The 25,855-nt window shown below is 42.2% G+C and carries 24 protein-coding genes; 9 read left to right on the plus strand and 15 right to left on the minus strand.

Features of this window, described 5'->3' with window-relative positions:
* Positions 1-423 precede the first annotated feature (423 nt).
* Positions 424-1,386, plus strand: coding sequence for an integron integrase (locus IEY40_RS13600; RefSeq protein ID WP_283108017.1), 963 nt, complete (start codon positions 424-426; stop codon positions 1,384-1,386).
* Positions 1,387-1,584: 198 nt separating this feature from the next.
* Here IEY40_RS13600 and IEY40_RS13605 read toward each other — a convergent pair whose 3' ends face one another.
* From IEY40_RS13605 to IEY40_RS13640, 8 genes are all read right to left on the minus strand, one after another.
* Positions 1,585-2,355 (minus strand): ABC transporter permease, encoded by a 771-nt coding sequence (locus tag IEY40_RS13605; RefSeq protein ID WP_188957084.1) that lies wholly within the window; start codon positions 2,353-2,355, stop codon positions 1,585-1,587.
* Positions 2,355-3,290, minus strand: coding sequence for an ABC transporter ATP-binding protein (locus IEY40_RS13610; protein ID WP_188957086.1), 936 nt, complete (start codon positions 3,288-3,290; stop codon positions 2,355-2,357). The genes IEY40_RS13605 and IEY40_RS13610 overlap by 1 nt, the downstream gene beginning before the upstream one ends.
* A 69-nt stretch (positions 3,291-3,359) precedes the next feature.
* Entirely contained in the window at positions 3,360-3,890 is a 531-nt protein-coding gene (gene hpt / locus IEY40_RS13615) for a hypoxanthine phosphoribosyltransferase (RefSeq protein WP_188957088.1), read from the minus strand.
* Between the two features lie 7 nt (positions 3,891-3,897).
* Positions 3,898-4,557: a flavin prenyltransferase UbiX gene (locus tag IEY40_RS13620; RefSeq protein ID WP_188957090.1), complete on the minus strand. Its 660-nt coding sequence runs from the start codon at positions 4,555-4,557 to the stop codon at positions 3,898-3,900.
* A 25-nt stretch (positions 4,558-4,582) separates the two neighbouring features.
* Positions 4,583-5,989 carry a UDP-N-acetylmuramate:L-alanyl-gamma-D-glutamyl-meso-diaminopimelate ligase gene (gene mpl / locus IEY40_RS13625; RefSeq protein ID WP_188957092.1) on the minus strand — a complete coding sequence of 469 codons (1,407 nt, stop codon included), beginning with the start codon at positions 5,987-5,989 and terminating at the stop codon, positions 4,583-4,585.
* Positions 5,990-6,078: 89 nt separating this feature from the next.
* Complete coding sequence (locus IEY40_RS13630) at positions 6,079-6,378, minus strand: AzlD domain-containing protein (protein ID WP_188957094.1); 300 nt, start codon at positions 6,376-6,378, stop codon at positions 6,079-6,081.
* On the minus strand, positions 6,375-7,145 hold the full coding sequence (locus tag IEY40_RS13635) for an AzlC family ABC transporter permease (RefSeq protein WP_188957096.1): 771 nt from the start codon (positions 7,143-7,145) through the stop codon (positions 6,375-6,377). Before IEY40_RS13635 ends, IEY40_RS13630 begins: the two co-directional genes overlap by 4 nt.
* Positions 7,146-7,572: 427 nt before the next feature.
* Positions 7,573-8,532: a LysR family transcriptional regulator gene (locus tag IEY40_RS13640; protein WP_188957097.1), complete on the minus strand. Its 960-nt coding sequence runs from the start codon at positions 8,530-8,532 to the stop codon at positions 7,573-7,575.
* A gap of 436 nt (positions 8,533-8,968) precedes the next feature.
* On the opposite strand from IEY40_RS13640, the gene IEY40_RS13645 reads away from it, so the two are divergent.
* From IEY40_RS13645 to nrfD, 4 genes are all read left to right on the plus strand, one after another.
* Positions 8,969-9,433, plus strand: coding sequence for a DUF2726 domain-containing protein (locus IEY40_RS13645; RefSeq protein WP_188957099.1), 465 nt, complete (start codon positions 8,969-8,971; stop codon positions 9,431-9,433).
* A 73-nt stretch (positions 9,434-9,506) separates the two neighbouring features.
* Positions 9,507-9,971 (plus strand): multiheme c-type cytochrome, encoded by a 465-nt coding sequence (locus IEY40_RS13650; protein WP_188957101.1) that lies wholly within the window; start codon positions 9,507-9,509, stop codon positions 9,969-9,971.
* A 6-nt stretch (positions 9,972-9,977) separates the two neighbouring features.
* Positions 9,978-10,658 carry a 4Fe-4S dicluster domain-containing protein gene (locus IEY40_RS13655; RefSeq protein WP_188957103.1) on the plus strand — a complete coding sequence of 227 codons (681 nt, stop codon included), beginning with the start codon at positions 9,978-9,980 and terminating at the stop codon, positions 10,656-10,658.
* Positions 10,655-11,596 carry an NrfD/PsrC family molybdoenzyme membrane anchor subunit gene (nrfD, locus tag IEY40_RS13660; RefSeq protein ID WP_188957105.1) on the plus strand — a complete coding sequence of 314 codons (942 nt, stop codon included), beginning with the start codon at positions 10,655-10,657 and terminating at the stop codon, positions 11,594-11,596. The genes IEY40_RS13655 and nrfD overlap by 4 nt, the downstream gene beginning before the upstream one ends.
* Before the next feature lie 103 nt (positions 11,597-11,699).
* Here nrfD and IEY40_RS13665 read toward each other — a convergent pair whose 3' ends face one another.
* The 5 genes from IEY40_RS13665 to IEY40_RS13685 all read right to left on the minus strand — a co-directional run bounded on the left by IEY40_RS13665 (position 11,700) and on the right by IEY40_RS13685 (position 19,091).
* A complete protein-coding gene (locus tag IEY40_RS13665) occupies positions 11,700-12,380 on the minus strand; it encodes a Fe2+-dependent dioxygenase (RefSeq protein WP_188957107.1) in 681 nt (226 codons plus the stop codon).
* 108 nt (positions 12,381-12,488) lie between these two features.
* Entirely contained in the window at positions 12,489-14,798 is a 2,310-nt protein-coding gene (locus IEY40_RS13670; RefSeq protein ID WP_188957109.1) for a TonB-dependent receptor, read from the minus strand.
* Between the two features lie 262 nt (positions 14,799-15,060).
* Positions 15,061-15,447 (minus strand): SMU1112c/YaeR family gloxylase I-like metalloprotein, encoded by a 387-nt coding sequence (gene gloA2 / locus IEY40_RS13675; protein WP_188957111.1) that lies wholly within the window; start codon positions 15,445-15,447, stop codon positions 15,061-15,063.
* 147 nt (positions 15,448-15,594) lie between these two features.
* A complete protein-coding gene (locus tag IEY40_RS13680) occupies positions 15,595-17,661 on the minus strand; it encodes a PhoX family protein (RefSeq protein WP_188957113.1) in 2,067 nt (688 codons plus the stop codon).
* A 182-nt stretch (positions 17,662-17,843) separates the two neighbouring features.
* Entirely contained in the window at positions 17,844-19,091 is a 1,248-nt protein-coding gene (locus tag IEY40_RS13685; protein ID WP_188957114.1) for a DEAD/DEAH box helicase, read from the minus strand.
* Positions 19,092-19,322: 231 nt separating this feature from the next.
* On the opposite strand from IEY40_RS13685, the gene IEY40_RS13690 reads away from it, so the two are divergent.
* Complete coding sequence (locus IEY40_RS13690) at positions 19,323-19,493, plus strand: hypothetical protein (RefSeq protein ID WP_188957115.1); 171 nt, start codon at positions 19,323-19,325, stop codon at positions 19,491-19,493.
* Here IEY40_RS13690 and IEY40_RS13695 read toward each other — a convergent pair.
* Positions 19,490-19,981: a GNAT family N-acetyltransferase gene (locus tag IEY40_RS13695; protein WP_188957116.1), complete on the minus strand. Its 492-nt coding sequence runs from the start codon at positions 19,979-19,981 to the stop codon at positions 19,490-19,492. The genes IEY40_RS13690 and IEY40_RS13695 overlap by 4 nt on opposite strands.
* Before the next feature lie 82 nt (positions 19,982-20,063).
* Between IEY40_RS13695 and IEY40_RS13700 the strand changes: the two genes are divergently transcribed.
* The gene (locus IEY40_RS13700; RefSeq protein WP_188957117.1) at positions 20,064-20,501 is read left to right on the plus strand and encodes a DUF3429 domain-containing protein; all 438 of its coding nucleotides are present in this window, start codon (positions 20,064-20,066) and stop codon (positions 20,499-20,501) included.
* A 121-nt stretch (positions 20,502-20,622) separates the two neighbouring features.
* On the opposite strand, the gene IEY40_RS13705 is transcribed toward IEY40_RS13700, so the two are convergent.
* Entirely contained in the window at positions 20,623-23,670 is a 3,048-nt protein-coding gene (locus IEY40_RS13705; protein WP_188957119.1) for a transglycosylase domain-containing protein, read from the minus strand.
* Positions 23,671-23,927: 257 nt separating this feature from the next.
* Here IEY40_RS13705 and IEY40_RS13710 point away from each other — a divergent pair, with 257 nt between their 5' ends.
* The gene (locus tag IEY40_RS13710) at positions 23,928-24,797 is read left to right on the plus strand and encodes a DUF72 domain-containing protein (protein WP_487250658.1); all 870 of its coding nucleotides are present in this window, start codon (positions 23,928-23,930) and stop codon (positions 24,795-24,797) included.
* A 129-nt stretch (positions 24,798-24,926) separates the two neighbouring features.
* Positions 24,927-25,808: a 23S rRNA pseudouridine(2604) synthase RluF gene (gene rluF, locus IEY40_RS13715; RefSeq protein ID WP_188957122.1), complete on the plus strand. Its 882-nt coding sequence runs from the start codon at positions 24,927-24,929 to the stop codon at positions 25,806-25,808.
* Positions 25,809-25,855: the final 47 nt, after the last annotated feature.

Genomic DNA, 25,855 nt, shown 5'->3' on the forward strand with positions numbered 1-25,855 from the left:
AATAATTGGGTGTGTACTAACATGACTTACCTCCTTGATAGTGGGAAATCCACTGAGGTAAGTGTGGTGCAAATGACGGACTTTTGGGCTCCGCGCAGCGGCTTAGTTCAACAGCTTATTGAAGGGCAAATGAAAATTAAAGTCGGCCCTTTAACTTATTGATTATTAACATCCTACATTTACTATCTTATTGTTGTAAAGCAGTTTTATTTAACTCCACAGACAAATAAAAGCGAGCTTGCACGTTAAAAGTGGACTTAATATTCGTCAAAGATTAAAAGCACATTTATTTCAATGCACTACGAAATAAACAAACTATTTTTCGTACGACTTTAGTTTACTTATTAGCCGATTTAGCTTGAAAACACGTCAAAACCCATTATAACTGTATATAAACACAGTACAGGTAACATAAAGGGGGAAATGATGGCAGAAACTGGATATTTAGAAGCGATTAGACAGCAAATTAGAGTAAGACATTACAGCTATCAAACTGAAAAATCTTATTTGTATTGGAATCGATATTTTATTCGCCATTTTCGTTTTTCGACGGCAAAGCAAATTTCCCCTAGTCATATTGAACAATTTTTATCATTTTTGGCAAACAATAAACACGTATCAAGCAGTACGCAACAACAAGCATTGTGTGCCCTTGTTTTTGCGTTTAAACATGTATTAGTTATCGATACTGATAATTTACAGTTCCCATATGCTAAACCTCCAAGTCGTATTCCGCAGGTATTAAATGATATAGAGGCTAAACAGGTCATTGATAACTTACATGGTAAATACCAACTGATTGGCTGTTTATTATATGGCGCAGGGTTAAGATTAACTGAAGCGTTAAGTATTAGACTTAAGGATATTGACTTTGAAAATCGCACACTTTTTGTATTTAGAGGTAAAGGTAAAAAAGATAGGGTTTGTATTTTACCTAAAATGACTATAGACCCCATACAACAGCAGATGCACCATGTGCGTGAGACTCATGCTCACGACTTATCTCAGGGATTAGGGATGGCTTCTTTGCCTCCTAGCTTACTCAAAAAGTTTGGAACAAGCGCCAAACAATTACATTGGCAATATCTTTTTCCTTCGATTCACTGTGTGTCACATCCTGTTAATGACTATAGATGCAGACATCATATTGACCCAACAACATTTAGAAAGGCATTAAAAAAAGCAGTTCAGAAAACGACTATCACTAAACGCATTACCGCTCATACTTTTAGGCATTCCTTTGCAACAAACTTACTGAGACGTGGTCATGATATAAGAACCGTGCAGGAATTACTCGGCCATAATGATGTAAAAACAACCCAGATTTATACCCATGTTGCAGGTTTGCACCAAACAGGCGTACAAAGCCCAATGGATTACAGTTAGCAATAATAATTACTTAGTCCGAGATAAAACCTATTGAGTCAATCCTTGTTAAATAACGCCCACAAAAAAGGACTCTTTTGAGTCAATCCTTGTTAAATAACGCCCACAAAAAAGGACTCTTTTGAGCCCTTTTACACGTAAATTGTGACAACCGGTTTGTGAGCGGTTTATCTATTGCAAGGCTAGGCTACTAGAGACCTAACTACGCAACCCAATCCCACGAGATATAAGATAATACGCCAGCGTCCATAGGCCAACACAAAAGCCCACCATAATGGCGATTGATAATGGCACACTAATGTCGGCAAAGCCTAAGAAGCCATAACGGAATACGTTAATCATATACACCACAGGATTTAAGCCCGACACGCCTTGCCAAAACTCTGGCAATAGTGATAAAGAATAGAACACACCGCCCAAATAGGTCAGTGGCGTTAGAATAAATGTAGGGATAATACTAATATCGTCAAAGCTTTTAGCAAATACCGCATTGATTAACCCGCCCAGTGAAAAGAGTACCGAAGTTAAAAATACGGTTAATATGACAAGGCCAACATGATGTAAGGTGATATTAACAAACAACATTGCCACGACAGTCACAATTAAGCCTACACATAGCCCACGCGCAACGCCACCACCAACATAACCTGCAATTAACACGTAATGTGGTACTGGCGCGACCATGATTTCTTCAATGTTACGTTGAAACTTGGCGCTGTAAAACGACGATGCCACGTTTGAGTATGAGTTGGTGATAACCGACATCATAATTAGGCCTGGGGCGATAAATTCCATGTAGCTCACACCGCCCATTTCACCGATCCGGCTGCCCACTAGGTTACCAAAAATAAGGAAATACAAAGTCATGGTGATAGCTGGCGGCACTAACGTTTGCACCCAAATTCGGGTAAAACGATTTATCTCTTTGGTTAAAATGCTTTTAAAAGCCACAAAATACAGGCGATTCATTATTTTGACTCCTTGGCTTTTTCGACCAGTTCTACAAACAGTTCTTCTAAACGGTTAGCTTTATTACGCATCGACAACACTTCGATATTAGCGGTGGTTAACTGGGTAAATAATTCATTAATGTTGTTCGATTTGGCCACATCGACTTCTAGGGTGTGTGCATCAATTAAGCGGCAATGCATGTTATTTAACTGTGGGGCTACGTCGAGATCGTGTCGTAAATCGAAAATAAAGGTTTCAACATCTAGCTTGCTGAGCAAGGCTTTCATGGTGGTGCATTCCACCAGCAAACCGGTGTCAATAATACCAATCGTGCGGCAAAGCATTTCAGCTTCTTCAAGGTAGTGTGTGGTTAAAATAATGGTCACACCTTGTTGATTGATTTGCTTTAAAAACTCCCACATTGAACGGCGCAGTTCAATGTCTACGCCTGCTGTTGGTTCATCTAAAATTAGCAATTTAGGTTCGTGCATTAATGCGCGGGCAATCATTAAGCGACGTTTCATACCGCCCGATAGTTCGCGGGCTTGAGCATGACGCTTTTGCCATAAATCCAGTTGAGTTAAATATTTTTCGGCACGTTGTAATGCCACATCTTTAGGAACTCCGTAATAGCCGGCTTGGTTAACCACAATTTGCTGCACAGTTTCAAACTGGTTGAAGTTAAATTCTTGCGGTACTAACCCTATACACAGTTTGGCTTGTTCAAGTTGTTTGTCGATATCAAAACCAAAAACTGACACTGTGCCGGAGGTTTTTTGCACCAATGAGCTGATAATACCAATTGTGGTAGATTTACCGGCGCCATTAGGACCAAGCAAAGCAAAAAAGTCACCTTGCTTTACCGTCAAACTAATCGACTTAACAGCTTGAACACCGCCTTTATAGGTTTTTTTAAGGTTATCGATCACCAATGCATTGGCGTTATCGGCCATATTGAAATCCTCAACTTATCTGTGAAAAAAAACTCCCACATCGGTGGGAGTTTATAAAATGATGTTGGCTTAATCTAGCGGCACGACTTTGGCGATGTAAGGTAAGTTGCGGTATTGCTCCGCATAATCGATACCGTAACCCACAATAAATTCGTCGGGGATCGTAATGCCAATAAAATCGACATAAACGTCGACTTCGCGGCGCTCTGGTTTATCTAATAACGTACATAATGCCAAGCTTTTTGGGTCTCGCAGTAACAGCATTTCGCGTACTTTGTTTAAGGTATTACCTGAGTCGATAAGGTCTTCAACAATTAATACGTCACGGCCTGCAATGTCAGACTGCACATCTTTAAGCACTTTTACATCACGCGAGCTGTTCATGCTATTACCATAGCTAGACACTGACATAAAATCGATTTCTACATGGCCTTTAATACGACGACACAGATCGGCCATAAACACGACAGAACCTTTTAACAAGCCAACCATTAATAAGCGTTCACTGTTTGCATAATGTGCATTGATGCGTTCGGCTAACTGGTCGAGGGTTTTATTGATTTCTTGTTCAGAAATCATCATTTCAATTGTGTGCTTCATAAATATCTCAATTGTCGATGTCGTTTGGCTGGGTGAGTCCGTATCCCCAGCGACTCGTTAAGTCGTGTTCAATCCCCAAATGATCAAGGATTCGGGAAACCATGAAGTTTACCAGATCTTCTATCGATTTGGGATTATGATAAAAGCCTGGTGCCGCTGGCATGATGGTCGCACCGTTACGTGTTAGGCTTAACATATGCTCTAAGTGTATGGTGCTAAAAGGAGTTTCTCGCGGAACAAGAATCAATTGCCCCCGCTCTTTTAATACTACGTCTGCTGCTCTTTCGAGCAAATTATTGCTCATTCCGGTCGCAACTGCCGCTAAAGTGCCAGTTGAACACGGGCAAATCACCATTTGTTTAGGTGCTGCACTGCCAGATGCTGGCGGCGAGAACCATTCATCTTTGCCAAGTACAACCAATTCGCCTGTAAGCGGTTTATCGGTACTTTGTAACTGCTCTTCTAGCTGCGCTTTGGCTTTGTCTGGGTTGGCACTAAGCTGTAAACCATGCTCGGTAGCGAGTACCACTCTTGCCGCGCTAGATATCATTAAAAACACTTGGTAATCGGCAGCAAGCAAACATTCAAGCAATTTAATACCATAAGGCGCACCAGATGCACCGGTCCAAGCTAAACTAATGGCTTTGGCTTTTTTGGTATAGGCCATGTTGTATCCTCTATTGCATTAGCCTTTATGCTAATGCCTTAATGATTTTTTGATGGATACCGTTAAAGCCACCATTACTCATAATCACCACGGTATCACCTTGAGTTGCCGTGTTGGCAACGGCGTTAACAATGTCGTCGATATTGTGGTATACAGTCGCAGGGATTGGTGCATTAGCCATACTGGCGGCTATGTCCCAACCAATATTGTCTGCTTGGTACAAATACGCCACGTCTGCTAACGCCATAGAATTGGCTAAGGTGTCTTTATGTACACCACTTTTCATGGTGTTTGAGCGCGGCTCTAACACCACAATAATCTTACCTGTTGCATTGGCATCTACACCCACCTTGGCTCGCAAACCTTGCAAGGTCGTGGCAATGGCGGTGGGATGATGAGCAAAGTCGTCATACACAGCAACATCATTGACCGTATCTAATAATTCTAAACGACGCTTTGGGGGGCTAAATTTAGCTAATGCCTCAATAGCATGATTAGGCGTTACGCCCACATGACGAGCTGCAGCAATGGCCATTATCGCGTTTTCAATGTTGTGCTGACCAATTAAAGCCCAACTCACAATACCCTGAGACTTACCGTTGAATAACACTTCAAATTCATGACCATCGTCGGCAATAGTACGCGACTGCCATACACTTGGTTCACCTTCATTTGGTAACACGTTGGTTTGAGTTGAATATACTTCTTGCTCGCTCCAGCAGCCCATATCAATCACTTGCTGTACAGCTTCAACCTGCGCTGGCCAAATCACTTTCCCCTCACCCGGAACAGTACGAATAACATGATTAAATTGACGTTGAATAGCAGCCAGATCGGCAAAAATATCGGCATGATCAAATTCTAAATTATTGATCACCAAAGTACGCGGATGGTAATGCACAAATTTGGAACGTTTATCAAAAAAGGCGCTGTCGTATTCGTCGGCTTCAACCACAAAAAAGGGCGAGTGACCTAAACGGGCCGATACGCCAAAGTTTTGCGGTACACCACCAATTAAAAAACCCGGTTCATAACCGCAATATTCCAATACCCAGGCTAACATGCTTGAAGTCGAGGTTTTGCCATGGGTACCTGCCACGGCTAATACCCATCGGTTTGGCAAAATATGTTCAGATAAGAATTGCGGCCCTGATGTGTATTTCATGCCACGGTTTAGTACTGCTTCTACACAAGGATTACCACGGCTCATAGCGTTACCAATCACCACTAAATCGGGTTGGTTTTCGCCTTCTTTACCCAGCTGTTCAGGATCAAAACCTTGTATAAGCTCAATGCCTTGTTGCTCGAGCTGAGTGCTCATAGGTGGATAAACATTGGCATCACTGCCGGTCACTTTATAGCCCATTGCGCGGGAAAGTAGGGCTAAACCGCCCATAAAAGTGCCACAAATCCCTAAAATGTGTACGTGCATGTTGTCACTCTACTGATCCATTATATGGCGGTTATTCTAATCTATTGCACCGCCGATTGTCAGTTAACAATTATTGAGAATTATCGTGACTACAAAAAGAAAAATAGCCCCATACTTAACACTGTTGTAAGTAACGTATTACGAGTGATATAAGCCAGTAATGTAGCCACGAGCGCGCAAGTCAAATAAGGGTTGTACAGGCTAATGGCTAACTCACCATGTGGTACAAATACAATAGGCGCCAATATGGCGGTTAATACGGCAGGAGCTGAGTAGCTTAAAAAGGTTAAGGTGTTTTTACTTAACCGAATCGGAATTTTAGGCTCTAATAATAAGTGTCTACTCACAAACACAACCGCAGCCATAGACAGAATAATCAACCAAATCATAAAGTATCATCCTTGTGTTCACTCGCTATTTTATTACCGCCTTCATTTGTGAGTTTGGCGTACGCCATACCAGCTGCCATGCCAGATATTGCCGCTATCAACAGTCCTGCTTGAATGGCAAACACAGCGCACACAACTGCTAACGTGAGTGACACTAATACGCACACTAAAATTGACGGTTTTTTTACCGTTGGCACGACTATGGCTATAAATGTGGCGGCAATAGCAAAATCGAGCCCAAGCTCGCCCAAGTTATCAATAGACTGCCCTGCCACAATACCGAGCAAGGTGGCAATATTCCAACCCACATAAAATGTTAGGCCACCTCCCAGCGCGTACCAGCGATCAAAGTGGTGCTGAGCAGGCGTATCGTTGCCATGGGCCTGGTTAGCTATGGCAAATAATTCGTCGGTCAGTAAAAAACCCAGCCCTAAACGCCATTTTAGGGGTAATGGGCTTATTTGACTGCGCATGGCGATGGCATACAGTAAATGCCTTGAGGTTATGAGTAGGGTGGTAATTAAAATACTGCCGATACCAATACCGGCTTTTATCATTCCAAGGGCCACCAATTGCGCACTGCCTGCGAAAATAATCGCCGACATAGCTTGGCTTTCTACGGCAGTTAAGCCAATTTCTAATGCGAACGAGCCTGCTAAAATCCCCCAGGGGATCACGGCAATCGTTAACGGCATAACAGCAAGCGCACCCGCAAAAAATGATTGGCTTTTATTGATGGGTATCGTGATAGATTTGGTTGTACTCACATCATCTCCTTATGCGCTAAATTCGCAAGAAGATTAGCTTAACCTGAATAATGCAGTAAAGCGCTATCGATGTTTCATTTATTAAATCAATAAATTTGCGCTTAGCTTGTTTAGCTAAATTCGCCCACAGATATTTTAATCGCATAATACGATATTGTTGCTTTACGATTTTACATTAATGTCAGGCTCAAGCTATAAAGTGCATTTTATATAAATCTAATTTCAATATTGCTAAAATCATTAATTTACTTGTCTTATAAAAATATTTTAAAAATACGGCTTTAGCTATAGGCTAACCCAACTAACCACCCATACGGTAAAATAAACATGAGTATGTTTAGGTATAGTATTGCTGGCGTGTATCATTTTATCTAAATGTTCATAGTTAACCGACATTCATCATATTCAATATTACGACACGCTAATCCTAAATAAGCTCTAAGGTTAATTCGCGAATTTTTTTCTTTAACCATACAGAATCGTCATTTTCAGATGTTGGGTACGTCACCATCACTAACTTCAATGGTTCAACAACTTGAAAAATCCGATCACACTCAACTTCAGATAATTGGCATGCATGTATTCCTGAATCCTCATCGAGCATGTCGTATACCGCTTTATAAGGTGTAATAGCTAAAGATTGGCAGTCTGACAAATATTCAAATAATGAAGATACGCTGGTAATGGTCATTTCTGTATTTACGGGTAAACCTTTTGCTTTGCAATACTCTTGAAACGGATTAAGTATCGGTGCTTGAACACCAATAAAAGTGTTGATAAATGGATACTTCGCGATGGTTTCTAAACTAATTTCTTGTTTTAAAATGGGGTGATTTTTACAACATAGCAAGTATTGTCGATTCAACGTGGCCAACACTTCTACGCGTAAATTGTGATCAAAAAAGCTGACTTCATCAGGGCTTTTACAGCAACACATAACAATACCGTGAGGGTCGTTTGTGAGACTTTCTAAAGAATGATTACTCCAACTGCTTACATTGATGTGGATATTCTTGTTGTGGTCTTTTATTGCTTGCATTATGGCTCTCGGGTAAGCATATGCAATCATCCCGGGAAACACTAACTCAAAATAACGATGATGTAATTGCTCAGCACTGTTGACCCGATTAAAGTGTTTTGCACAATCAACAATCTCTTTCGCTATTGGGTACACTTTGCCAGCATAGTCATTGGGTACTAAACCATACTTTCGCCGAATAAAAAGGTCATCACCAAAAATTAATCTCGCTGTATGTAAGCAACGACTGATTTTAGAGGCGGGTATATTTAATATTTTGGATACATGCGTAGCAGACTTATGCTCATAAAGACTCACTAATATAGTGAGCGTTAATAAATCCAGTTTATCTAAGTCGATAGGTTTCATGTCACTGACTCCCTCTCAATATGCAACCTTTGATTTTATCGACTCGCTGAGTATTTCATAACTTTATTTCAAATATTCACACTTTAATTAATCCAGATCATAAATTTAACTATTCAACAATGTCATTAACCGCCAAATACCACCTGATTACAAATTTTGTAATCACACATTAAACAAAATAGATTTTTAAAAACAGAAAATATTAAAATACACTTATTAAATACCGCTTTACTTGAATACGTAATATTTAAAAAACAAAACATAAAAAAAGTAATTAGACCTAATTCTTAACTCTCATCAAAAGCGTAAAACTAGCCTGAATTAATTGATTAAGATCAAGTTTATACCCCAACACAGGCATACTATTAACAGTACATCTGAGACATAAGATGGTTTGAAAAAACAATAATATTAAGAATGCGTTTTGGAGGTATATATGTTTACTTCAGTCTTTTTAAGTTATGCGTTCGTGTACTCCGTACTGTTTATTGCGGTCCCTTTTATACTTGTCATGTTTGTTATGACCTGTATTAAGTTCTTCAAAACAGATCACGCCGAACACCCAATCACGCTAAAAAAAGCACTTTTTGACACTCAAAATGTTGATTTCATGAAATCACTACAAGCTGTAGTAGGAGGAAAGTACGACGTTTGCTGCAATGTTCCCATCGATAATGTGTTTGAAATGGATGCCTATAGCGCTGCTGAACATCACACAAAACTCGACTACGTCGTGATTGATCATGACTCATCTGAAGTGAAGTTGATTATTTCTGACTTCAGTCAACAAGATGATGCTAGTGCAAAAAGTTTGTTCGAAAAGTTCAACATTAAGTTAGTTGAAATGGCTCGAGGAAAACCTTACGACGTGCAAACGTTAAAAGGCATGTTACCCGCATGAAGGCCCGTCGGGTGACCACTTAATGATATCACCCGACATTTTCACCATCCCATCATTGTAGAGAGGACTAATTATGTCCCGAAATAACTGGCTACTGATGTTAAGCGTAGGCGTATTGTCGCTCACTCTTATTAGTCAGGCAGCACATTGCGCTGACTCTACTGAGCAAATTAACAATGACTCGTGCATGAAATGCCATAAACGCAACGGCAAAATGCAAGGTCACCACGCCCAAGACGGGCTAAATTTAAGCTGCAGTTCATGTCATGGTGAAAAAGGTAATCACCCTAAAAAACCTAATAACTTAATGGTTTTTTCTGCTGATAATGAAATCCCATTAATCGCGCAAAATGCAGTGTGCCTAACTTGCCATCGTGCAACAAATCTTGGCAAAAGCGAGTGGACTCATAATGTGCACGCCCAAAAAGTCAATTGCAGTTCATGTCATCAATTGCACCCACAAACCGACCCTATGATGACGTTAACAGCCAAACAACGCAGCATTGAATGCCAACGTTGCCATAGTGTGCAGAGGTAATGAATCATGGAAAATTCAAGAAGGCATTTCCTTAAAAATACCTGCGCATTGGTTGCGGGCGTATCGGTATATCCACTCAGTGGCAATAATGCCGAAATGGAGCCCGAGATAAACAACATAAAGTACGCTTTGTTACATGATGAAAGCAAATGTATTGGCTGTAATGCTTGTGTTGAAGCCTGCCGTGAGGTCAACCATGTACCTGAAGGTGTAACGCGGTTAAGCATCGAAAAAACTGGCCCTTTCGGTGAATACCCAAACCAGTATTATCATTTTAGTCGCCATTCTTGCGAGCATTGCGAAAACGCCCCTTGTGTTACAGTTTGCCCAACAGGGGCCGCCTTTATCGATAAAGAAACCGGTATTGTTGCAGTCAATGCGGATAGATGCGTGGGTTGCCTATATTGTATTGCTGCCTGTCCTTATGAAGTGCGTTTTATTAACCCTGTGACAAAAACCGCCGACAAATGTGATTTCTGCCGTGAAACGAATCTCAAAGAGGGTAAACAACCTGCCTGTGTAGAAGCATGCCCAACAAAAGCGTTAGTGTTTGGTAATCTTAAAGATCCCGAATCTGAACTCGTCGCGCGATTAAAAGCTAATCCGACTGAGCGCTACAAACAAAGTTTGGGTACCCGACCTAAAATATTTCGTATTAAGGCGAGACAAGGGGAGATTATATTATGAGTGCTTTTCATTTTGACACTTTGGTCTGGCACTGGCCCATTGCCATATACTTATTTTTAGCCGGGGTATCCGCAGGTGCTATGTTTTTTGCTGTTATGCTAAAACATGGTTGCCTGAAAGGGAAAGCATATCAATCTGGATTTGTCCAAGCAGCCTGTGTGGTTGCAGCAATTTCGGTGTTAGCTGGCTTAGGCGTTTTAGTATTAGATTTAACCAAGCCGTTGCACTTTTGGAAGATTCTGGTGTTTTACAACCCTATGTCAGTAATGTCGATGGGGGTGATTATCTTAATGCTCTATCAAGTATTTATGTATGCTTGGATTGTAATCACATTTAAACAACCCATTGATGATTTATGCAAAAAACGTTTACCGATTGTTGGCAAACTCACCAGTGTGATAGCTCGTTATGAGGCTGGTATAACCGGTTTATTAGTGATTTTTTCGGTGTCCTTAGGTGCTTATACCGGATTTTTATTATCGGCTCAGCCTCACTTCCCGATGTGGAATACTGGCGTATTACCTTTACTGTTTTTAGCTTCTGGCTTGTCTTCGGGCGCTGCGGCATCGCTATTAGGCGGTGTGTTACTCAAAGGCAACCCCAATGGTGCAGAAGTCCGTTTTATTCATAAAATAGAAATCCCTCTGATTTTAGGCGAGATACTCCTGATGTTCACCTTCTTCCTGGGTTTAGTATTTAGTGGTGGCCAAAGCAAGGTCGCGGCATTCAATGCTATCGGAGTGGGATTTTGGGGATTTATATTCTGGTTCGGCATTATGGGATTAGGTCTATCTGCTCCCCTTGCTATGAACTTGTTTATGACAGCCACATCAAAACGTAAGTTTTCATATGTGGCAGGTACGGCATGCTTGAGCCTACTAGGAGTGATTTTATTGCGTAACTTTATTCTTTACACCGGCCAGATGACAGTGAGCTAGTTGATACTGATTAAAGTCATGTTTTTCTATAAACAACCTACTGATAACACGTCATAAAAGGACGTATATTCACATGAATATACGTCCTTTCGTTTTTTTAGTGTTACAACTGAGTAAATTGCCTAATTAAGTTGTGATAAACATTGTGTAAATTGTCTAACTCGGCGCGATCGGTCTTGTTGGCGTTAATCAATTTTTGGATGCTTTGATCGAGCTGATATAAGGTTTGGCGTAGGTTTGAATCTGCAACCATACTCTGCATCCAGGTAATGACAGCAACACGCTGGCCTTTGGTTACGGCTGTCACTTTATGCAAGCTGCTTGATGGATACACCACTGCATATCCTGCTGGCAGTTTAATTTGCTGCTGACCAAATTCGGTAGAGATAACCAACTCACCACCATCGTATTCTTCGGGCTCGCTTAAAAATACCGTCATAGACACATCGCTGCGGATCACCTCGCTGGTATGTGGAATACGCATAATAGCTGCATCAACATGATAGCCATATTCTTCGGTTTCGCTGTAGCGATTAAAACACGGTGGGAAAATTTTATGCGGTAATGCCGCTGAAACGATTTTAGGCGTGTCGCCAATACGTGCTAATAACTGGTTGGCCAGTTGCTGCACATTGGCGTCTTGCGCATCGGCTTGATGATTCTGTTTAACAGACGCAGCCATGCCCATTGCAGTTTGACGACCGTCGCCCCAGGGACATTGCGCAAGCTGCTGACGATAAGCGCTGACTTGCTCTTTACTGAGCACTTTTTCTATAACAACCATGCTTATTTCCTGTTTTCTAAAACCAAAAAACCAACGCTTAACGAGAGGTTAAGCGTTGGAGTTAGTGGTTAACTCATCAATGGTTAACCGTTTATTGTGAACAGCGGATTAAAATTCGTATGTCATCGACAGTCTTGAATTACGCGCATCTCCTAGGTACATAAATGAACCTGAACGGTATGCTGCAGTCCAGTACTCTTCATTTAACACATTACCCACATTAATACGGAACGTTAATGCTTCGGTAGCATTGTAGCTAGCAAATAAATCAACTACTTGATAGTTAGGCACTACGATGCTGTAACGCTCATTAGTCGTGTCATAACCTGCCGCAGTATCTGGCTGACCGCCGTACATTTCGCTTTGGTAAGTGTAGCTACCACCAAATACAAATGAATCAGATATTTGATAACGTAATTGTAAATACGCGCTTTCATCTGCAAAGTTACTTAACGCTAAGCCAATGTTTGCTGGGTCGTAAGAATCTAATATTTCTGAATCCATTTTAGCGGCAGAAAATTGGATGCTTAGCTGTTCAGTAATGTTACCCACCATACCAAACTCAATCCCTTTTACGCGGTTTTCACCTGTGTTGAGCGTGCCTAAGGTTGAGTAGCTGTCACCAACGCTTTCCATTACATCACTTTTAGTGATTTGGAAAATCGATGCTGAGAACATCATTTTGTCATCAAACAACATCCACTTGGTGCCAAGTTCGATATTTTCAACGATTTCAGCGTCGGCTTCTGTAGCTTGCTCTTCAGTACCACAAATACCGCCATAACCACAGTTTGCCCCTAAGTCAGACTCGCCACCATTGATGTTGGTAGCCGTGCTGTAGTTAGCATAAATGTTAGCGTCTTCAGACAAATCGTAAACCAAACCGAAGTTGTAGTTATACATGGTGTCTGAATATTCATAAAGCGTACTGGTTGTGTCGTTGCTGTAGTCAAAGCTGTCGAGCCTTAAACCGTAAAACATTGACAGTTGCTCGGTTAGCTCAACGTTATCCATCATATACGCCGACACGGTTTCAATGTCGTACACTGCATCTGAGCCGCCATCAATATAACTACGCCCCATAAGCTGGCTGATGTTATCAACCGTATTACCATCACCATCAATAATACAATAAGACTCAGACACACCGCGACGACCATCGGTAGTACAGTTTGTCGGGTTGTTATTGGTAATAGTGTACACACCGTTATCGACATTTTCGTCTGTGTATTCCAAACCAAACACTAGCTTGTTATTAAAGCCAAAGATTTTAGTATTCCAGAATAAGTTGAACTGAGTGCTAACATAATCCACATCTTGATTACCCTGGTGAGTACTTAATGTTAACGTACTTGCGCCTGGTGCTGTGGCATCGGTATCGGCACGGGTTGTACCGCCCATCCCCGTTGTAATATAGCCGTTTTCGGTATGGCCAACTCGCGTGGCGTTGTACAGGGTAATGTCGCTATTAAGCTCGTATTCTGTGCGCAGAGTAAAGGTGGTCACTTCTGAGTCTAAAAAGTCGCCTTCTTGTGCATATACCGGAATATCTTCGAGTGGCTTACGAGTTGTTTGGTCAAAATAACTGCCTAAATCGGGCACATCTTCTGCTTTAATATGATACACATCGGCAATAAACGATAAGGCATCTGTGGTTTCATACACACCCGATAATTGCACACCATTACGGTCGCGACTAATGCCCTCGCGGCCAGGCATATCTTCTTGTGCAGTTAAACCGTTTAGGCGCACAGCGACTTTTTCTGATAATGGTAAGTTGTAGTCAATGGTTACGCGGCTGTGGTCGTCACTGCCTACCCCAACATCTACTCGGCCAAAGTCATAGGCAACAGAGGCTTTTTTGGTTACGCTGTTAATGGCACCGCCCGATGAACCACGGCCAGCAAATGTTGAGCTTGGGCCTTTAGTAATTTCAACGCGCTCAGTGGCAAAGCTCTCACGGGTTGTCATACCTGGGTCACGCAAGCCATCAACAAACACGTCGCTGCGGGCTTCGTGACCACGAATAATGTAACGGTCACCAAATGCGTTACCGTTTTCACCTGTGCCTAAGGTCACACCGGCTTGGGCTGATAGAATGTCTTTAAGGTCGGTGTTACCTGACTCTTGGATTTGATCCTGGGTTAATACCGTGATGACCTGTGGCGTATCGACTAACTCAGCCAAACGGCGTTTGTCGGCCGAACTGTTAAACATGTAAACTGAATTTTGTACACCATGTACACGAATACGCTCAATAGATTCGTCTGTTTCTGCTGGCTTACAGTTGGCTAAAATGTCCTTATCGCAAGTTTCATTATTGGTATCTGCGGCATAAAGCGCAGGGCTACCAAATACTAGAGCTGCGGCAACGGCCTGTGCACCTAACGACAACTTACTGTAACTGTTCGATTTCATGTCTAACATCATCCTATTATTAATTAGAGTTTATGAAAGTGCTTTTATGTGACGTACTCTACATAAACACAACAAAGATCGCAAATACAAATCATTATCATTTATGTAAAGATTGTAATTAATTTCTGGTATTTGTGCTGCAATAGATGACAACCACTAACAAGTTAAAGATGGCGTTGACACAACAAAGCGCATGTCACTACCCATATAGGCAGTGCAAGATTAGAGAGGTTGAGCGTTAACTGCGGATAAAAAAGGCTTATTAAGCTGTTTGATATAACTCTAATGGCAAGCCATCAGGATCACTAAAAAAGGTGTATTGCTTGTTGGTATACTCATCGACTCGAATAGGCTCAACCTCTACACCATGCTGTTGTAAATGTTGTACTACCTGCTTGATATCGTCGACTTTGAACGCTAAATGGCGTAATCCTTGTGCTTCGGGAAAGCTCGGCCTTGACGGGGCAGCGTTAAATGAAAACAGTTCAATTTGACTGCCGTCGGGTAAGGCTAAATCCAGTTTGTAGGAATCGCGCGCTTGGCGATAATTTTCGGCAATAATCTTAAGGCCTAATACCTGAGTATAAAACGCTTTTGAGCGGGGATAATCGCCACAAATGATGGCCACATGGTGGATGCCTTTTAGCATAACGCTCCTGTTTTTAATAATACGCTGATAAATAATAAAACCCTGATAGCACGAGTCTATCAGGGTTTTAATCAGCATGAAAAGTGGTTACAGCTTAAGGTAACTCATGAGTTATCTTGCAGTTGGCTCTGAGTCACCTACAGCCTACTAAACACCCACTGCACCGCCGTCATCTTTACGGATCATCACTGTCGCAGCACGTGGACGCACTGTTATGCCAGCTGGCGTTTCTTCATCTGCTTTATCAGAATATGGCCAGTTACCTGGATGCTGAATATTAGCAAATACCGTTGTGTAATCAGGGGTAATAGCAAACCCTGTGACTTCGCAACCGTTTGGCCCAACAAAGAAACGTTTAAGTTGTGTTTGATTGTCGGCGCTAACCACTTGTTGATTTCCATCGGCATCAAGCATAGTCGATGGCACAATAGCAAGCATTTGGTCGTTGGTTTCTTCACCCACTTCAGAGGCGCCATTATCGGTTTGCACCCACAAAATACCACGGGTATCAAAAGCTAATCCGTCTGGGCTGGCAAACTGGTTAAGGTCAGTTAAGCCAGATAAGTTAGTCTCTGCATCACCATCATCTGGTGAACCAAAAACAAAGATATCCCAGCTAAAATCAGTTGCAGCTTCACCTTCATCCCAACGGATAATATGACCAAAGTTATTATTTAAACGTGGGTTAGCAGGGTTAGTGCTCTCAGTGCGTCGACTATTGTTGGTGAGTGTGAGGTAAACACTGCCCGTAAATGGGTCAACCGCTGCCCATTCTGGACGGTCCATTGGGGTTGCGCCCACTAAATCAGCTGCACCAGCGGTATTTAAAATAATCTCTTCTAATGAGCTAAAGCTATCTGCTAGCGTGCCGCCGTCAGTTGTCATGCCGTCAAGAGTTAACGGTAACCACTCGCCTACTCCATCTTCGCTGAATTTTGCCACATACAATGTGCCAGCATTCATGTATTTGTCGCCCATGCTTAAGCGGTTACTGCTGTTAGCATCTGCGGCGTCCCATACTGCATCAGACACAAACTTATAAAGGTATTCAAAACGAGAATCGTGACCAGAATAAAAAGTCAGCGGCTTGCCTTCTTCCAGTTTACCAAATACACAACCTTCGTGACGGAAACGACCTAACGCAGTACGTTTAACCGCACGCGAGTTAGGGTTGTATGGGTCGATTTCAACAATATAACCATGGCCGTTTGACTCGTTACGATAATCGTTTGCTGCACTTGAACCTGTTGGTGTCATATCAAAACGAGCAAACTCGTCTAAACGTTCATCGTCATTACCCGCTAAATGGTTCCAACCATAACGCGTATCAGTGCTTGGAATACCAATCCGTGATTGTGATTCTGTTTTCTCGCCTTTATTAACAAAGTATTCTGGCCAGTTTTCTTCACAAGTTAAATACGTGCCCCAAGGCGTGTAACCATTACCGCAGTTGTTTAACGTGCCGCGCGCCTGACTGCCGTCTGGCGAGTAGCGTGTTTCAAGGTATGAGCTATAGGCTAGTGGACCGGCAATATCCATCACACTTGCACCGGTAAAGCGGCGGTTGTAGCTGTCGTTTTCAACCACTTGCCACATGCCAGACACAAGCTTGATACGCACTACTGAAACGCCATGCGCGTTGATTTCTTTGCGCACCTCGTCAATAACACTGCGTTTACCGTCTGTGTCATAAGTTGGACCTGTTGGGTGTAAGGCATCTTCGTCAATATATTCGTGGTTAATGCACAATAAGCCGTCATCACCGGCATCATTAAGTGGGAAGAAATGCATGCCATCATGATGCATACCCACAGAGTTAGCTTGATCATCTGCTGTATTACTACCGTCATCTTTCCATGCTGCGGCTTTTGAATTTAGCGGCGTACCCCAAGGTGCTAAAACATAAGCAGAATAGCCAGCAGGAACGGCCACTGCGTCGGTTAACGAGCCCGGAATCGACTCAAAGCCTAATACTGCAGAGCTTTGTGTTGGAGCTGTAGGCGTTGTAGGTGTCGTTGGGGTTGCAGGCGTGCTGCTGTCGTTGTTATCAGAACCACAAGCACTTAAGCCAAAACCACCAAATGCGGTCATTGCACTCAGCCCTAAACCACGCTTAACAAAGTTACGACGTGACAGGTGTTTGTCCATCACTTCATTAAAAGGAGTGTTATTACTGTTATTAAAACGAGTTGGGTTAAACGTCGCCTTGCTCATATATTGTCCTTAAGTATGCTCACAAAATAACTATTCAAATGTAGGTATGATTATTCGACAGTTAAGATAAGCAACAAATGTGACAACAAGGTTCAAAAAGTATGACGATAATATGGCAATTTAAAGACAGAAATAATAAGCGGCTAATGCGCTACGTTTATAAGATCGTCGCGCAAAGACGTTTATTTTTTATTGCGTGATGGGCGTTGACCTAATGCTTTTTTGCGGGCTTGCTGTTTTAGAGCACTCTTGGTGGTTTTACGTGTGGTGACAATCATTTGCTCTAAGTCAGGCTCAAAACCTGTCAACCATTGCTGTGGAAGTCGGCGGTCTAAATAGGTTTCTAACTTAACCAATAACGGTTCATCGTCGACACTGAGTAACGTAACCGCTTGGCCCTGATTGCCCGCACGGCCAGTGCGGCCAATCCGGTGGACATAATCTTCAACCTGAAACGGTAATTCCATATTAACCACATAATTAAGCTCGTTAATATCTAACCCTCTGGCTGCAACGTCGGTAGCCACTAATGCCGTTAGTTCGCCAGTCTTAAATTGATTTAACACTTGCTCACGCACTGCTTGCGATAAATCTGCATGAAACGCTTCTGCGCTAACGCCTGCGAGTTTCATTTGTTTCACTAAGGCATCAGCACCTTGTTTGGTACGGCTAAAAATCAAGCTTTGCTGCCATTTCTCAACCTTGATTAAATGGCACAATGCCGCACATTTTCGGTTGCTGTCGAGGTTATAAACACGTTCAACAATATTGGCAGCTGTAGTGTTACGTTTAGCGACTTCTATTACTTTAGGCGACTGCAACAAACGTTTACTAAAGCTAAAAATACGGTCATCTAAGGTGGCTGAAAACAATAGGGTCTGCCGTGTTTTAGGTACTTGCTTTAGTACTTCGATAATCTCATCTTTAAAACCCATATCAAGCATACGATCTGCTTCATCAAACACGAGATGTGTTAAGTACGACAAAGACAACGCTCGCTTACGCAGTAAATCTAATAATCGCCCTGGGGTTGCTACCAAAATGTCGGTGCCATTGTTGAGCTGGCGAATTTGCGCACCAATACTCACGCCGCCGTAAACCATTACGCTGGTAATTTCGCTGCCGTGGGCATATTGCTCAATACTATGGTGAACTTGTTGCGCTAACTCGCGTGTAGGCACTAATACAAGTGCGCGAATTACCTTAGTTATTTGATTGGGACTAAGCACTTGCTGACTCAAAATTGACTGTAAAATGGGTAGTGCAAATGCCGCAGTTTTACCGGTTCCCGTTTGAGCTCCTGCCATCACATCTTTACCGCTTAATATCACCGGAATAGCGTTTAATTGAATAGGAGTGGCTTGCTGATAATTAAGCTCAGCTAAACGGGCCATTAACGTAGGGTGTAGCGATAATTGAGCAAAAGACATAACAACTCCAAACAGGTGGATGCACAGTTTATCATGCTCATTCGCGTCAAAACAAAGACTAGTTATGACATTCTGCTGGCGCTAATTGTGACGTTCAACACATCTCGATACACGCTAAACAAAATGCAACAGATAGTACTTGACTATAAAGATGGTGCTTATACAATTTAAACGTGCATAAAAAATATGTGTTTTAATTTAAACCACGAGATCACACCACGAGGTAGCATCATGAGTTTTTCAATTAGCGGTATTTTTAAGCCTGCCAAACAAACTGAACCTGTTAGCTATGTTGCACCTAAAACAGAGCAAACTGATACCGCTCCTAAAACAGAAACACCACAGAAAAAAGATGGCAATGGCGGCAGTTGCTGTGGCGGATGTGGCGGTGGCGGCCATTAACTTTTAAGGCTATCTCGCTTAAATATTAATAAATTATCTTTAGTAAACAGCGATGGGTATTGCGGCGTAACATCCACAAACCCATTGGCCTGGGCTACCTTTAATGATCCTTGGTTTTGTGCATCAATGTAGGCGTAAACCGGGCTGGTTATGTATTGTTGTAAAAAAAGTTTTAAGGCCTGAGTCGCAATTCCCTGCCCCCAATATTTACGCCCAATCCAATAACCAATTAAACGCACTTCAGGCTCATCGGGTGTCGCCAGTTCAAGATTGACCCACGATACCAAATGGCCAACCAACAAGTTGTTATGCCAAATACCGATTGCGATCCCTTGATCATTAGCAAAAATATTCTGCTGCCAATGCTGATAAAACGCCTCTCGTTCACGTGCAGGAAAATCTGCCATATTGTTGGCGATAGGATCATTTTGAAACTCAAATAATAAGCTTAAATCTTGTTCGCTAACGTCTTTAAGATAAATATTCATTGGGCTTCATTCACCTATAGGTTGTACAACTAAGATCATTTATATTGGAGTTAACAGCGTTATTTATAGCAAAGGAGATACCATGAAAAATATCAGCACTTGGCAATGGTTAGGTTTTGCAGGCTTAATTCCGTTTATCACACTGAGTCTGTTGGCGTTTAACCATAGTGTCTTATCGCCTGAGCATACCTTACTAGGTTTTATTAGTTACAGTGCAATTATTTTAAGTTTTATGGCGGGGGCTTTGTGGGGCAAAGCTGTAGTACTGAATCTCGATGACAGTATCGCTAAATTATTGATTATCAGTAATGTTATTGCGCTAGGTTGTTGGATTGCATTATTAACGCCGTTTGAATTGTCGGCATTAATCTTATTAGTCAGTGGTTACGTGTATTTGCTGTATATCGAATTTAAGGCCAAACAATTATCTGCGACTACCAGCTATATTACTCTGCGCACAATACTCACCAGTGTCGTTGCTGTATGTCATGTGGTGGTGATGCTCAGCCTATATCAATAATTTACTAGCCTGAGCCAGAATAAGTAAAGCCCATAGAGTAACCTATGGGCTTTTTTACTGACTATGTCAATCTACAGCTTTGGCCAACCATTTAATCGAGAGACTCAATTTATGGTCTCAATCACAGACCTGCTTGACACTGCTCTGTTTGATTAATCATTGGCGACAGAATCGGCATCATGCCTTTTAATACTTGTAATGGCAGTGCTGAGGTAAAACTAAAATCATCTGCTTTTTCACCCGGCACAAATGCCGTTAACGTACCAAAGTGGCGGTCTCCTAAATAAAAGACAAACGTTGCAGTGCGGTTAATTGCAGTTGATGACACCTTACGCCCATTACGGATTTCGGTTGCGATACGGTTGTCACCAGTACCGGTTTTACCGCCCATAATAATCGCCTGACCATTTACATCTAATAAGCTGCCATTAAGTCGTCTGGCGGTGCCGTTTTGCACCACATTAGCAAGTGCGCGCTTAAGCGCTCTAGCCACTTCTTGATGCATCACTCGAGTGACCATTTGCTTATTGTTAGCGAGCGTCACTTCATATGGGGTGTCTTTCGCAAATTGTAGCTCATCAATACGCACTGTTGGAAAACGATAACCGTCATTTTGAATAATCCCCATTAAATCAGCTAGCGCTGCAGGCCTATCGCCCGAGCTGCCTAACGCAGAGCCTAGCGACGGCACCATATACTCAAACGGATAGCCCATTCGCACCCAACGTTGGTGAATACTTAAAAACGCTTCAACCTCTAGCATTACCTGAATGCGCACATCGCGAGCATTTTGATGGCGAGTTCTAAATAACCAACGATACACTTCTTGCAACTGTGGCTGTGCGTCTTCTAATACCTGAGTTAAGCCCGTTTCTGGGTAATCATTTAAATAACGTAATACCCATAATTCTAACGGGTGCACTCGAGCAATATAACCTTGGTCAGCTAAGGTAAATTTTTCTTCGCCATACTTGTTATAGAGCAAATTAATTTGTTTATCGGTAAAGCTTTTGGTCGGTAAACGCGCGCTTAAAAAAGTCTTGAGTTCGCGGGCACCGTCATATGGTTTTAAATAACGATACGCCGCCGTTAACTTGTGTTCTTGTTGTGCAATACCATCAAACAACACGTCTAAACGTTGCTCTGGGGCAAGCTGGCGGTATTTACGATAAAAACGTTTTACAAACGAGCTCCCTTCACGCTTAGCAAAGGCTTTAAGGTATTCCTCTCGACGTGGGTCTTTGTCATTACGCAATAATTGCGACACACTGCCTTCGCTATTGTAACTACTGCTGTAGCTGACAATGTCGCGCATTAAGCGAACAAACGGTAAGTTAATAGACTCTTGCAGCGCTTGATATAAGGTAGGTACGCGACTGTTTTCTTTCTTGTTAAAGTTATTAAACACATGTAAACCACCACCTGTGAAGAATCGCTCTTCTGGTGAAGCCGAATATTCTCGTTGCAGGGCTGCGTCAAGCATACGGGTTAAATTACGATCACGAGTAGTAATCAAATAATCCACTACCCAGCGGGTAATATGATCTTTTCGCTCAACATCGACCTGGCGTAAATCTGCTACTGTCATGGCAGAAAAACGCTGTTGCAGCTCAGCAATAATGTCCAGATAGGTCGCTAATACGCGCAGTTTTGCGGTAGAGCCTAGCTCGAGTTTACTGCCTTCGTTAATATCAAAAGGCTGATCAATACTGTCGGTTTGAATACGCACGCGGTTAGCGCTGTCAGTGCTCTCATACAAGGTAAAGCTGTAAAGCACTTTATCAAGCTGCTGCGCAGACAATAAACGTTCTCCCAATAAGCCAACGCGTTCAGCTGAGCTGACTTGTGCCAAGCTGCGTAAGTAATCACTCACTTTTTGTTGTAAATCACCATGATAAGTACTGTTAATCGTTAAATCGTAACGATCTAAGTCAAATAGGTTAAGGTCTAACATGCCCGCGGTACGGATGCGGACTGCGTTAACACCTTTATTATTGGCGGGGTTAGTGGTTGCCAACTTAGTGGTGTTAAAGGTGAGAGTCTGCTCTAACGCCGACACCATTAACTGGGTTTCAATGAGGCCATCGCGGCCTAATAAACGCAAATAGCTGTCAACCAATGACTCTAAATCATCATGGCCTTGTAATAAGTAATATGATGGACGACGCTGGGCAATCATTAATGCCACAATTTCTCTAAAGACCTTACCGCGCTGTGCTGAGTTTTGTTGAGTATGGCGGCTAAGCAATAGCTGATTTGCTTGAGTAAAATCGGTTTTAAACCATGCCCATAAACCATCACCGATACCATGCACCTCGCCAAAACCCGGGGCCGATGATAACGGCACAGTATTAAGGTAATCTTGTACAATACGTTGGCGAGCATTAATGGTACTTTCGCCTTGCTGATACACCCGCACAATGGCCGAACCAATTTGCAGTAACTTGTCTTTGATACTTAACGTCAAACCATGGTTAGAATGCCTAAACTTTTCAATTTGAGTGGCTAATGTACTGCCGCCCGCTTTAGACATGTCGATACCAGCAATTTCTGCAATTTGGCTGGCAGCGGCTAACACAAAACGAGGCCAATCGACCACAGGGTTGTAATTAGCTTCAGGGCTGAGCATTTCACGGTTTTCAATAAACAGCAGAGTACTAATGACTTGCTGCGGAATATTGTCTTGGTCTTGATAGACACGTTTAGGGTATGAGAAATCAAACACTGTCATGTCGCGGCAGTCTTTAATCAACAAACCTGATTGTGCTTTTTCGTGATATGGCGGGAAAAACCCTTTTTCGGTGTAATCCATCAACATCGGCGAAAACGCCACCTGTTGGGTAATTTGGTAATTACGCTCAATTAAGCGCTCAATTTTTTGCGGCAGCTGGCTATAACCATGTCGGTCATCAAATGGGCCATATTTAGGGTAAATAACTGCGTCGCTACGATAATCACGTAACTGATAGGTCAACTTAGTGGCGTATTGGTGTAAAAAATACGATTGGTAATAAGACGTTCTTACTTCAAACTCAACCAGATAGGCTGTTGCTAAAATAAAGATAATCAGTAACCAACCGGTTTTACTTTTACGGACTTTAACCGGCTTTGCCGTAGACGCTTTAGGGCGGTAATTATCAAACTGACTTTCAGGATCAGAACTAGACACAAACACTCCAACTAACGCTTAACACCAAGATAATGCATATTTTGTTTTCTGGCTGATATGATAACCAGATAGCATAGCCAATGAGGCTAATTTTATCAGATGGGCAAACTGATTAGATATAGACAAAATAACTAAATATCGTTTTTTAAGCCTTTAAAGCGTTTTTTGTCATAAGCAAGGCAAAAACAGTTTTTATTCTAAGGAACATTTTGAATACGCACCCCCTTACATCAGGTCAACAACCGCATCCCCCATTCATACGACTGGGGTTAGCAATGTGGTCGCAAAATCATTGGCTGCAAACTGTGTATGGCAATAACGACTCAAGCCAGCGCTTAGCCCGCTACGCTGAGATTTTCAATACCGTAGAAGGCAACACTACGTTTTATGCCACACCATCAGCTACACAAGCAAAAATATGGCGCGCAGCTGTCAGCCAGGATTTTCGCTTTACCTTTAAGCTGCCCAAGCATATTACACACGAATTAAAGCTGCACAATGCTGGCTCCGCGTTACAACAGTTTTTCTCAGTCATGGCACCATTACTCGACGTAACAGGTATGTGGAAAATTCAATTACCCGCCAGTTTTGGTCCGCTACACTTACCGGTTTTGGCTCAATTTTTAACACAAGTGCCTCATGGATTAACTTATGGTGTCGAAGTTCGCCATCAAGCTTTTTTTGCCAAAGGTGATGCCGAGCGCGACCTAAATCGTTTGTTAATCGATAACCAATGCAATCGAATTATTATGGATACTCGCCCAGTATTTGCTGCGCCGCCCACAACGGCTGCGGTGATTGATGCCCATCAAAAAAAGCCCAAAGTACCAGTGCATGCCATCGCCACGGCTCAACATCCTGTAGTGCGTTTTATTGGTCATCCACAGGCAGAAGCGAATATAAACTTCTTTCAAAACTGGCTTAAACAACTGCCGATATGGATAGCCCAAGGCAAGCAACCTTATGTGTTTATTCACACCCCAGACAATCAAGATGCACCGCAATTAGCCGTCAATTTATATCAGTTACTGCAACAGCAGCTTCATGGCTCAGCGACGCCATTAGCAAACATCAACCTATTATCTCAACATCATGATGCAACTGCACAAATGGGCTTTGATTTATAACGCAACTAAGATGATAAACACATCAAGTTTTAACGACTTCACCTTACAGAATAATCAAAAATTTTATGATATTATCTGCGCCGATCGAGCCTGCCATTGCAGCGCGTTTATGTTGATAAAGGAACCGCTATGAGTGAATCTGCAACCCGTTTAAATAAATACATCAGCGAGAGCGGAATATGCTCACGCAGAGAAGCCGATCGCTTCATTGAACAAGGTAATGTATTTATTAACGGTAAACGCGCCAAAATTGGCGATACTGTTGAGTTTGGTGACAAAGTGAAAGTGAATGGCCAAGACATTGAGCCACGTGACGAAGCAGATTTAGTGTTCATCGCGCTAAACAAGCCTGTCGGTATTGTGAGCACGACCGAAAGTTCAGAGCGCGATAACATCGTCGATTTTGTTAACCATAGCGAACGCATTTTCCCGATTGGTCGTTTAGACAAAGATTCGCAAGGACTGATATTTTTAACTAACAATGGTGATTTAGTTAATAAAATTTTGCGTGCTGGTAATAATCACGACAAAGAATACGTGGTTACCGTCAACAAACCTATCACCGATGACTTTATTAAAGGTATGTCCACTGGCGTACCGATATTGGGCGTAGTGACCAAAAAGTGCAAGGTTGAGCAAGTGTCGCCTTATGCATTTAAAATTGTATTAGTCCAAGGCCTTAACCGCCAAATTCGCCGTATGTGTGAATACTTCAACTTTGAAGTCACCAAACTTGAACGTCAATCCATTATGAATGTGTCGCTTAAAGGATTACCGATTGGTGAATGGCGTGATTTAGACGAGCAAGAGCTCAGCACCTTAATGAAGTTGATTGAGCATTCATCATCTGAAGTGAAAAAAGCCCCTCAAAAAGCCAAGAAAAAACCACTAAAGAGTATGCGCGATACCATCGAAGGCCCAGAACATTTTATGCAAGGTCGAGGCAGCAAGCCTAAAAAAACTGCAACCAACAAGGGAAAACCCAGCCATTCACGTAAACCAAAACGTTAGCACTCGCACAACACAAAGGGTATATCGTAAAGAATGGGTGTTGAATA

Origin of the sequence: Shewanella ulleungensis (assembly GCF_014648315.1) — a bacterium.
Classification (GTDB): Bacteria; Pseudomonadota; Gammaproteobacteria; order Enterobacterales; family Shewanellaceae; genus Shewanella; species Shewanella ulleungensis.

Bases quoted from the DNA above. Each gene is read 5' to 3' on its own strand.
- IEY40_RS13600 (WP_283108017.1), top strand. From the start codon at position 424: ATGATGGCAGAAACTGGATATTTAGAAGCGATTAGACAGCAAATTAGA.
- IEY40_RS13605 (WP_188957084.1), bottom strand. From the start codon at position 2,355: ATGAATCGCCTGTATTTTGTGGCTTTTAAAAGCATTTTAACCAAAGAG.
- IEY40_RS13610 (WP_188957086.1), bottom strand. From the start codon at position 3,290: ATGGCCGATAACGCCAATGCATTGGTGATCGATAACCTTAAAAAAACC.
- hpt (WP_188957088.1), bottom strand. From the start codon at position 3,890: ATGAAGCACACAATTGAAATGATGATTTCTGAACAAGAAATCAATAAA.
- IEY40_RS13620 (WP_188957090.1), bottom strand. From the start codon at position 4,557: ATGGCCTATACCAAAAAAGCCAAAGCCATTAGTTTAGCTTGGACCGGT.
- mpl (WP_188957092.1), bottom strand. From the start codon at position 5,989: ATGCACGTACACATTTTAGGGATTTGTGGCACTTTTATGGGCGGTTTA.
- IEY40_RS13630 (WP_188957094.1), bottom strand. From the start codon at position 6,378: ATGATTTGGTTGATTATTCTGTCTATGGCTGCGGTTGTGTTTGTGAGT.
- IEY40_RS13640 (WP_188957097.1), bottom strand. From the start codon at position 8,532: ATGAAACCTATCGACTTAGATAAACTGGATTTATTAACGCTCACTATA.
- IEY40_RS13645 (WP_188957099.1), top strand. From the start codon at position 8,969: ATGTTTACTTCAGTCTTTTTAAGTTATGCGTTCGTGTACTCCGTACTG.
- IEY40_RS13650 (WP_188957101.1), top strand. From the start codon at position 9,507: ATGTCCCGAAATAACTGGCTACTGATGTTAAGCGTAGGCGTATTGTCG.
- IEY40_RS13655 (WP_188957103.1), top strand. From the start codon at position 9,978: ATGGAAAATTCAAGAAGGCATTTCCTTAAAAATACCTGCGCATTGGTT.
- nrfD (WP_188957105.1), top strand. From the start codon at position 10,655: ATGAGTGCTTTTCATTTTGACACTTTGGTCTGGCACTGGCCCATTGCC.
- IEY40_RS13665 (WP_188957107.1), bottom strand. From the start codon at position 12,380: ATGGTTGTTATAGAAAAAGTGCTCAGTAAAGAGCAAGTCAGCGCTTAT.
- IEY40_RS13670 (WP_188957109.1), bottom strand. From the start codon at position 14,798: ATGAAATCGAACAGTTACAGTAAGTTGTCGTTAGGTGCACAGGCCGTT.
- gloA2 (WP_188957111.1), bottom strand. From the start codon at position 15,447: ATGCTAAAAGGCATCCACCATGTGGCCATCATTTGTGGCGATTATCCC.
- IEY40_RS13680 (WP_188957113.1), bottom strand. From the start codon at position 17,661: ATGAGCAAGGCGACGTTTAACCCAACTCGTTTTAATAACAGTAATAAC.
- IEY40_RS13685 (WP_188957114.1), bottom strand. From the start codon at position 19,091: ATGTCTTTTGCTCAATTATCGCTACACCCTACGTTAATGGCCCGTTTA.
- IEY40_RS13690 (WP_188957115.1), top strand. From the start codon at position 19,323: ATGAGTTTTTCAATTAGCGGTATTTTTAAGCCTGCCAAACAAACTGAA.
- IEY40_RS13695 (WP_188957116.1), bottom strand. From the start codon at position 19,981: ATGAATATTTATCTTAAAGACGTTAGCGAACAAGATTTAAGCTTATTA.
- IEY40_RS13700 (WP_188957117.1), top strand. From the start codon at position 20,064: ATGAAAAATATCAGCACTTGGCAATGGTTAGGTTTTGCAGGCTTAATT.
- rluF (WP_188957122.1), top strand. From the start codon at position 24,927: ATGAGTGAATCTGCAACCCGTTTAAATAAATACATCAGCGAGAGCGGA.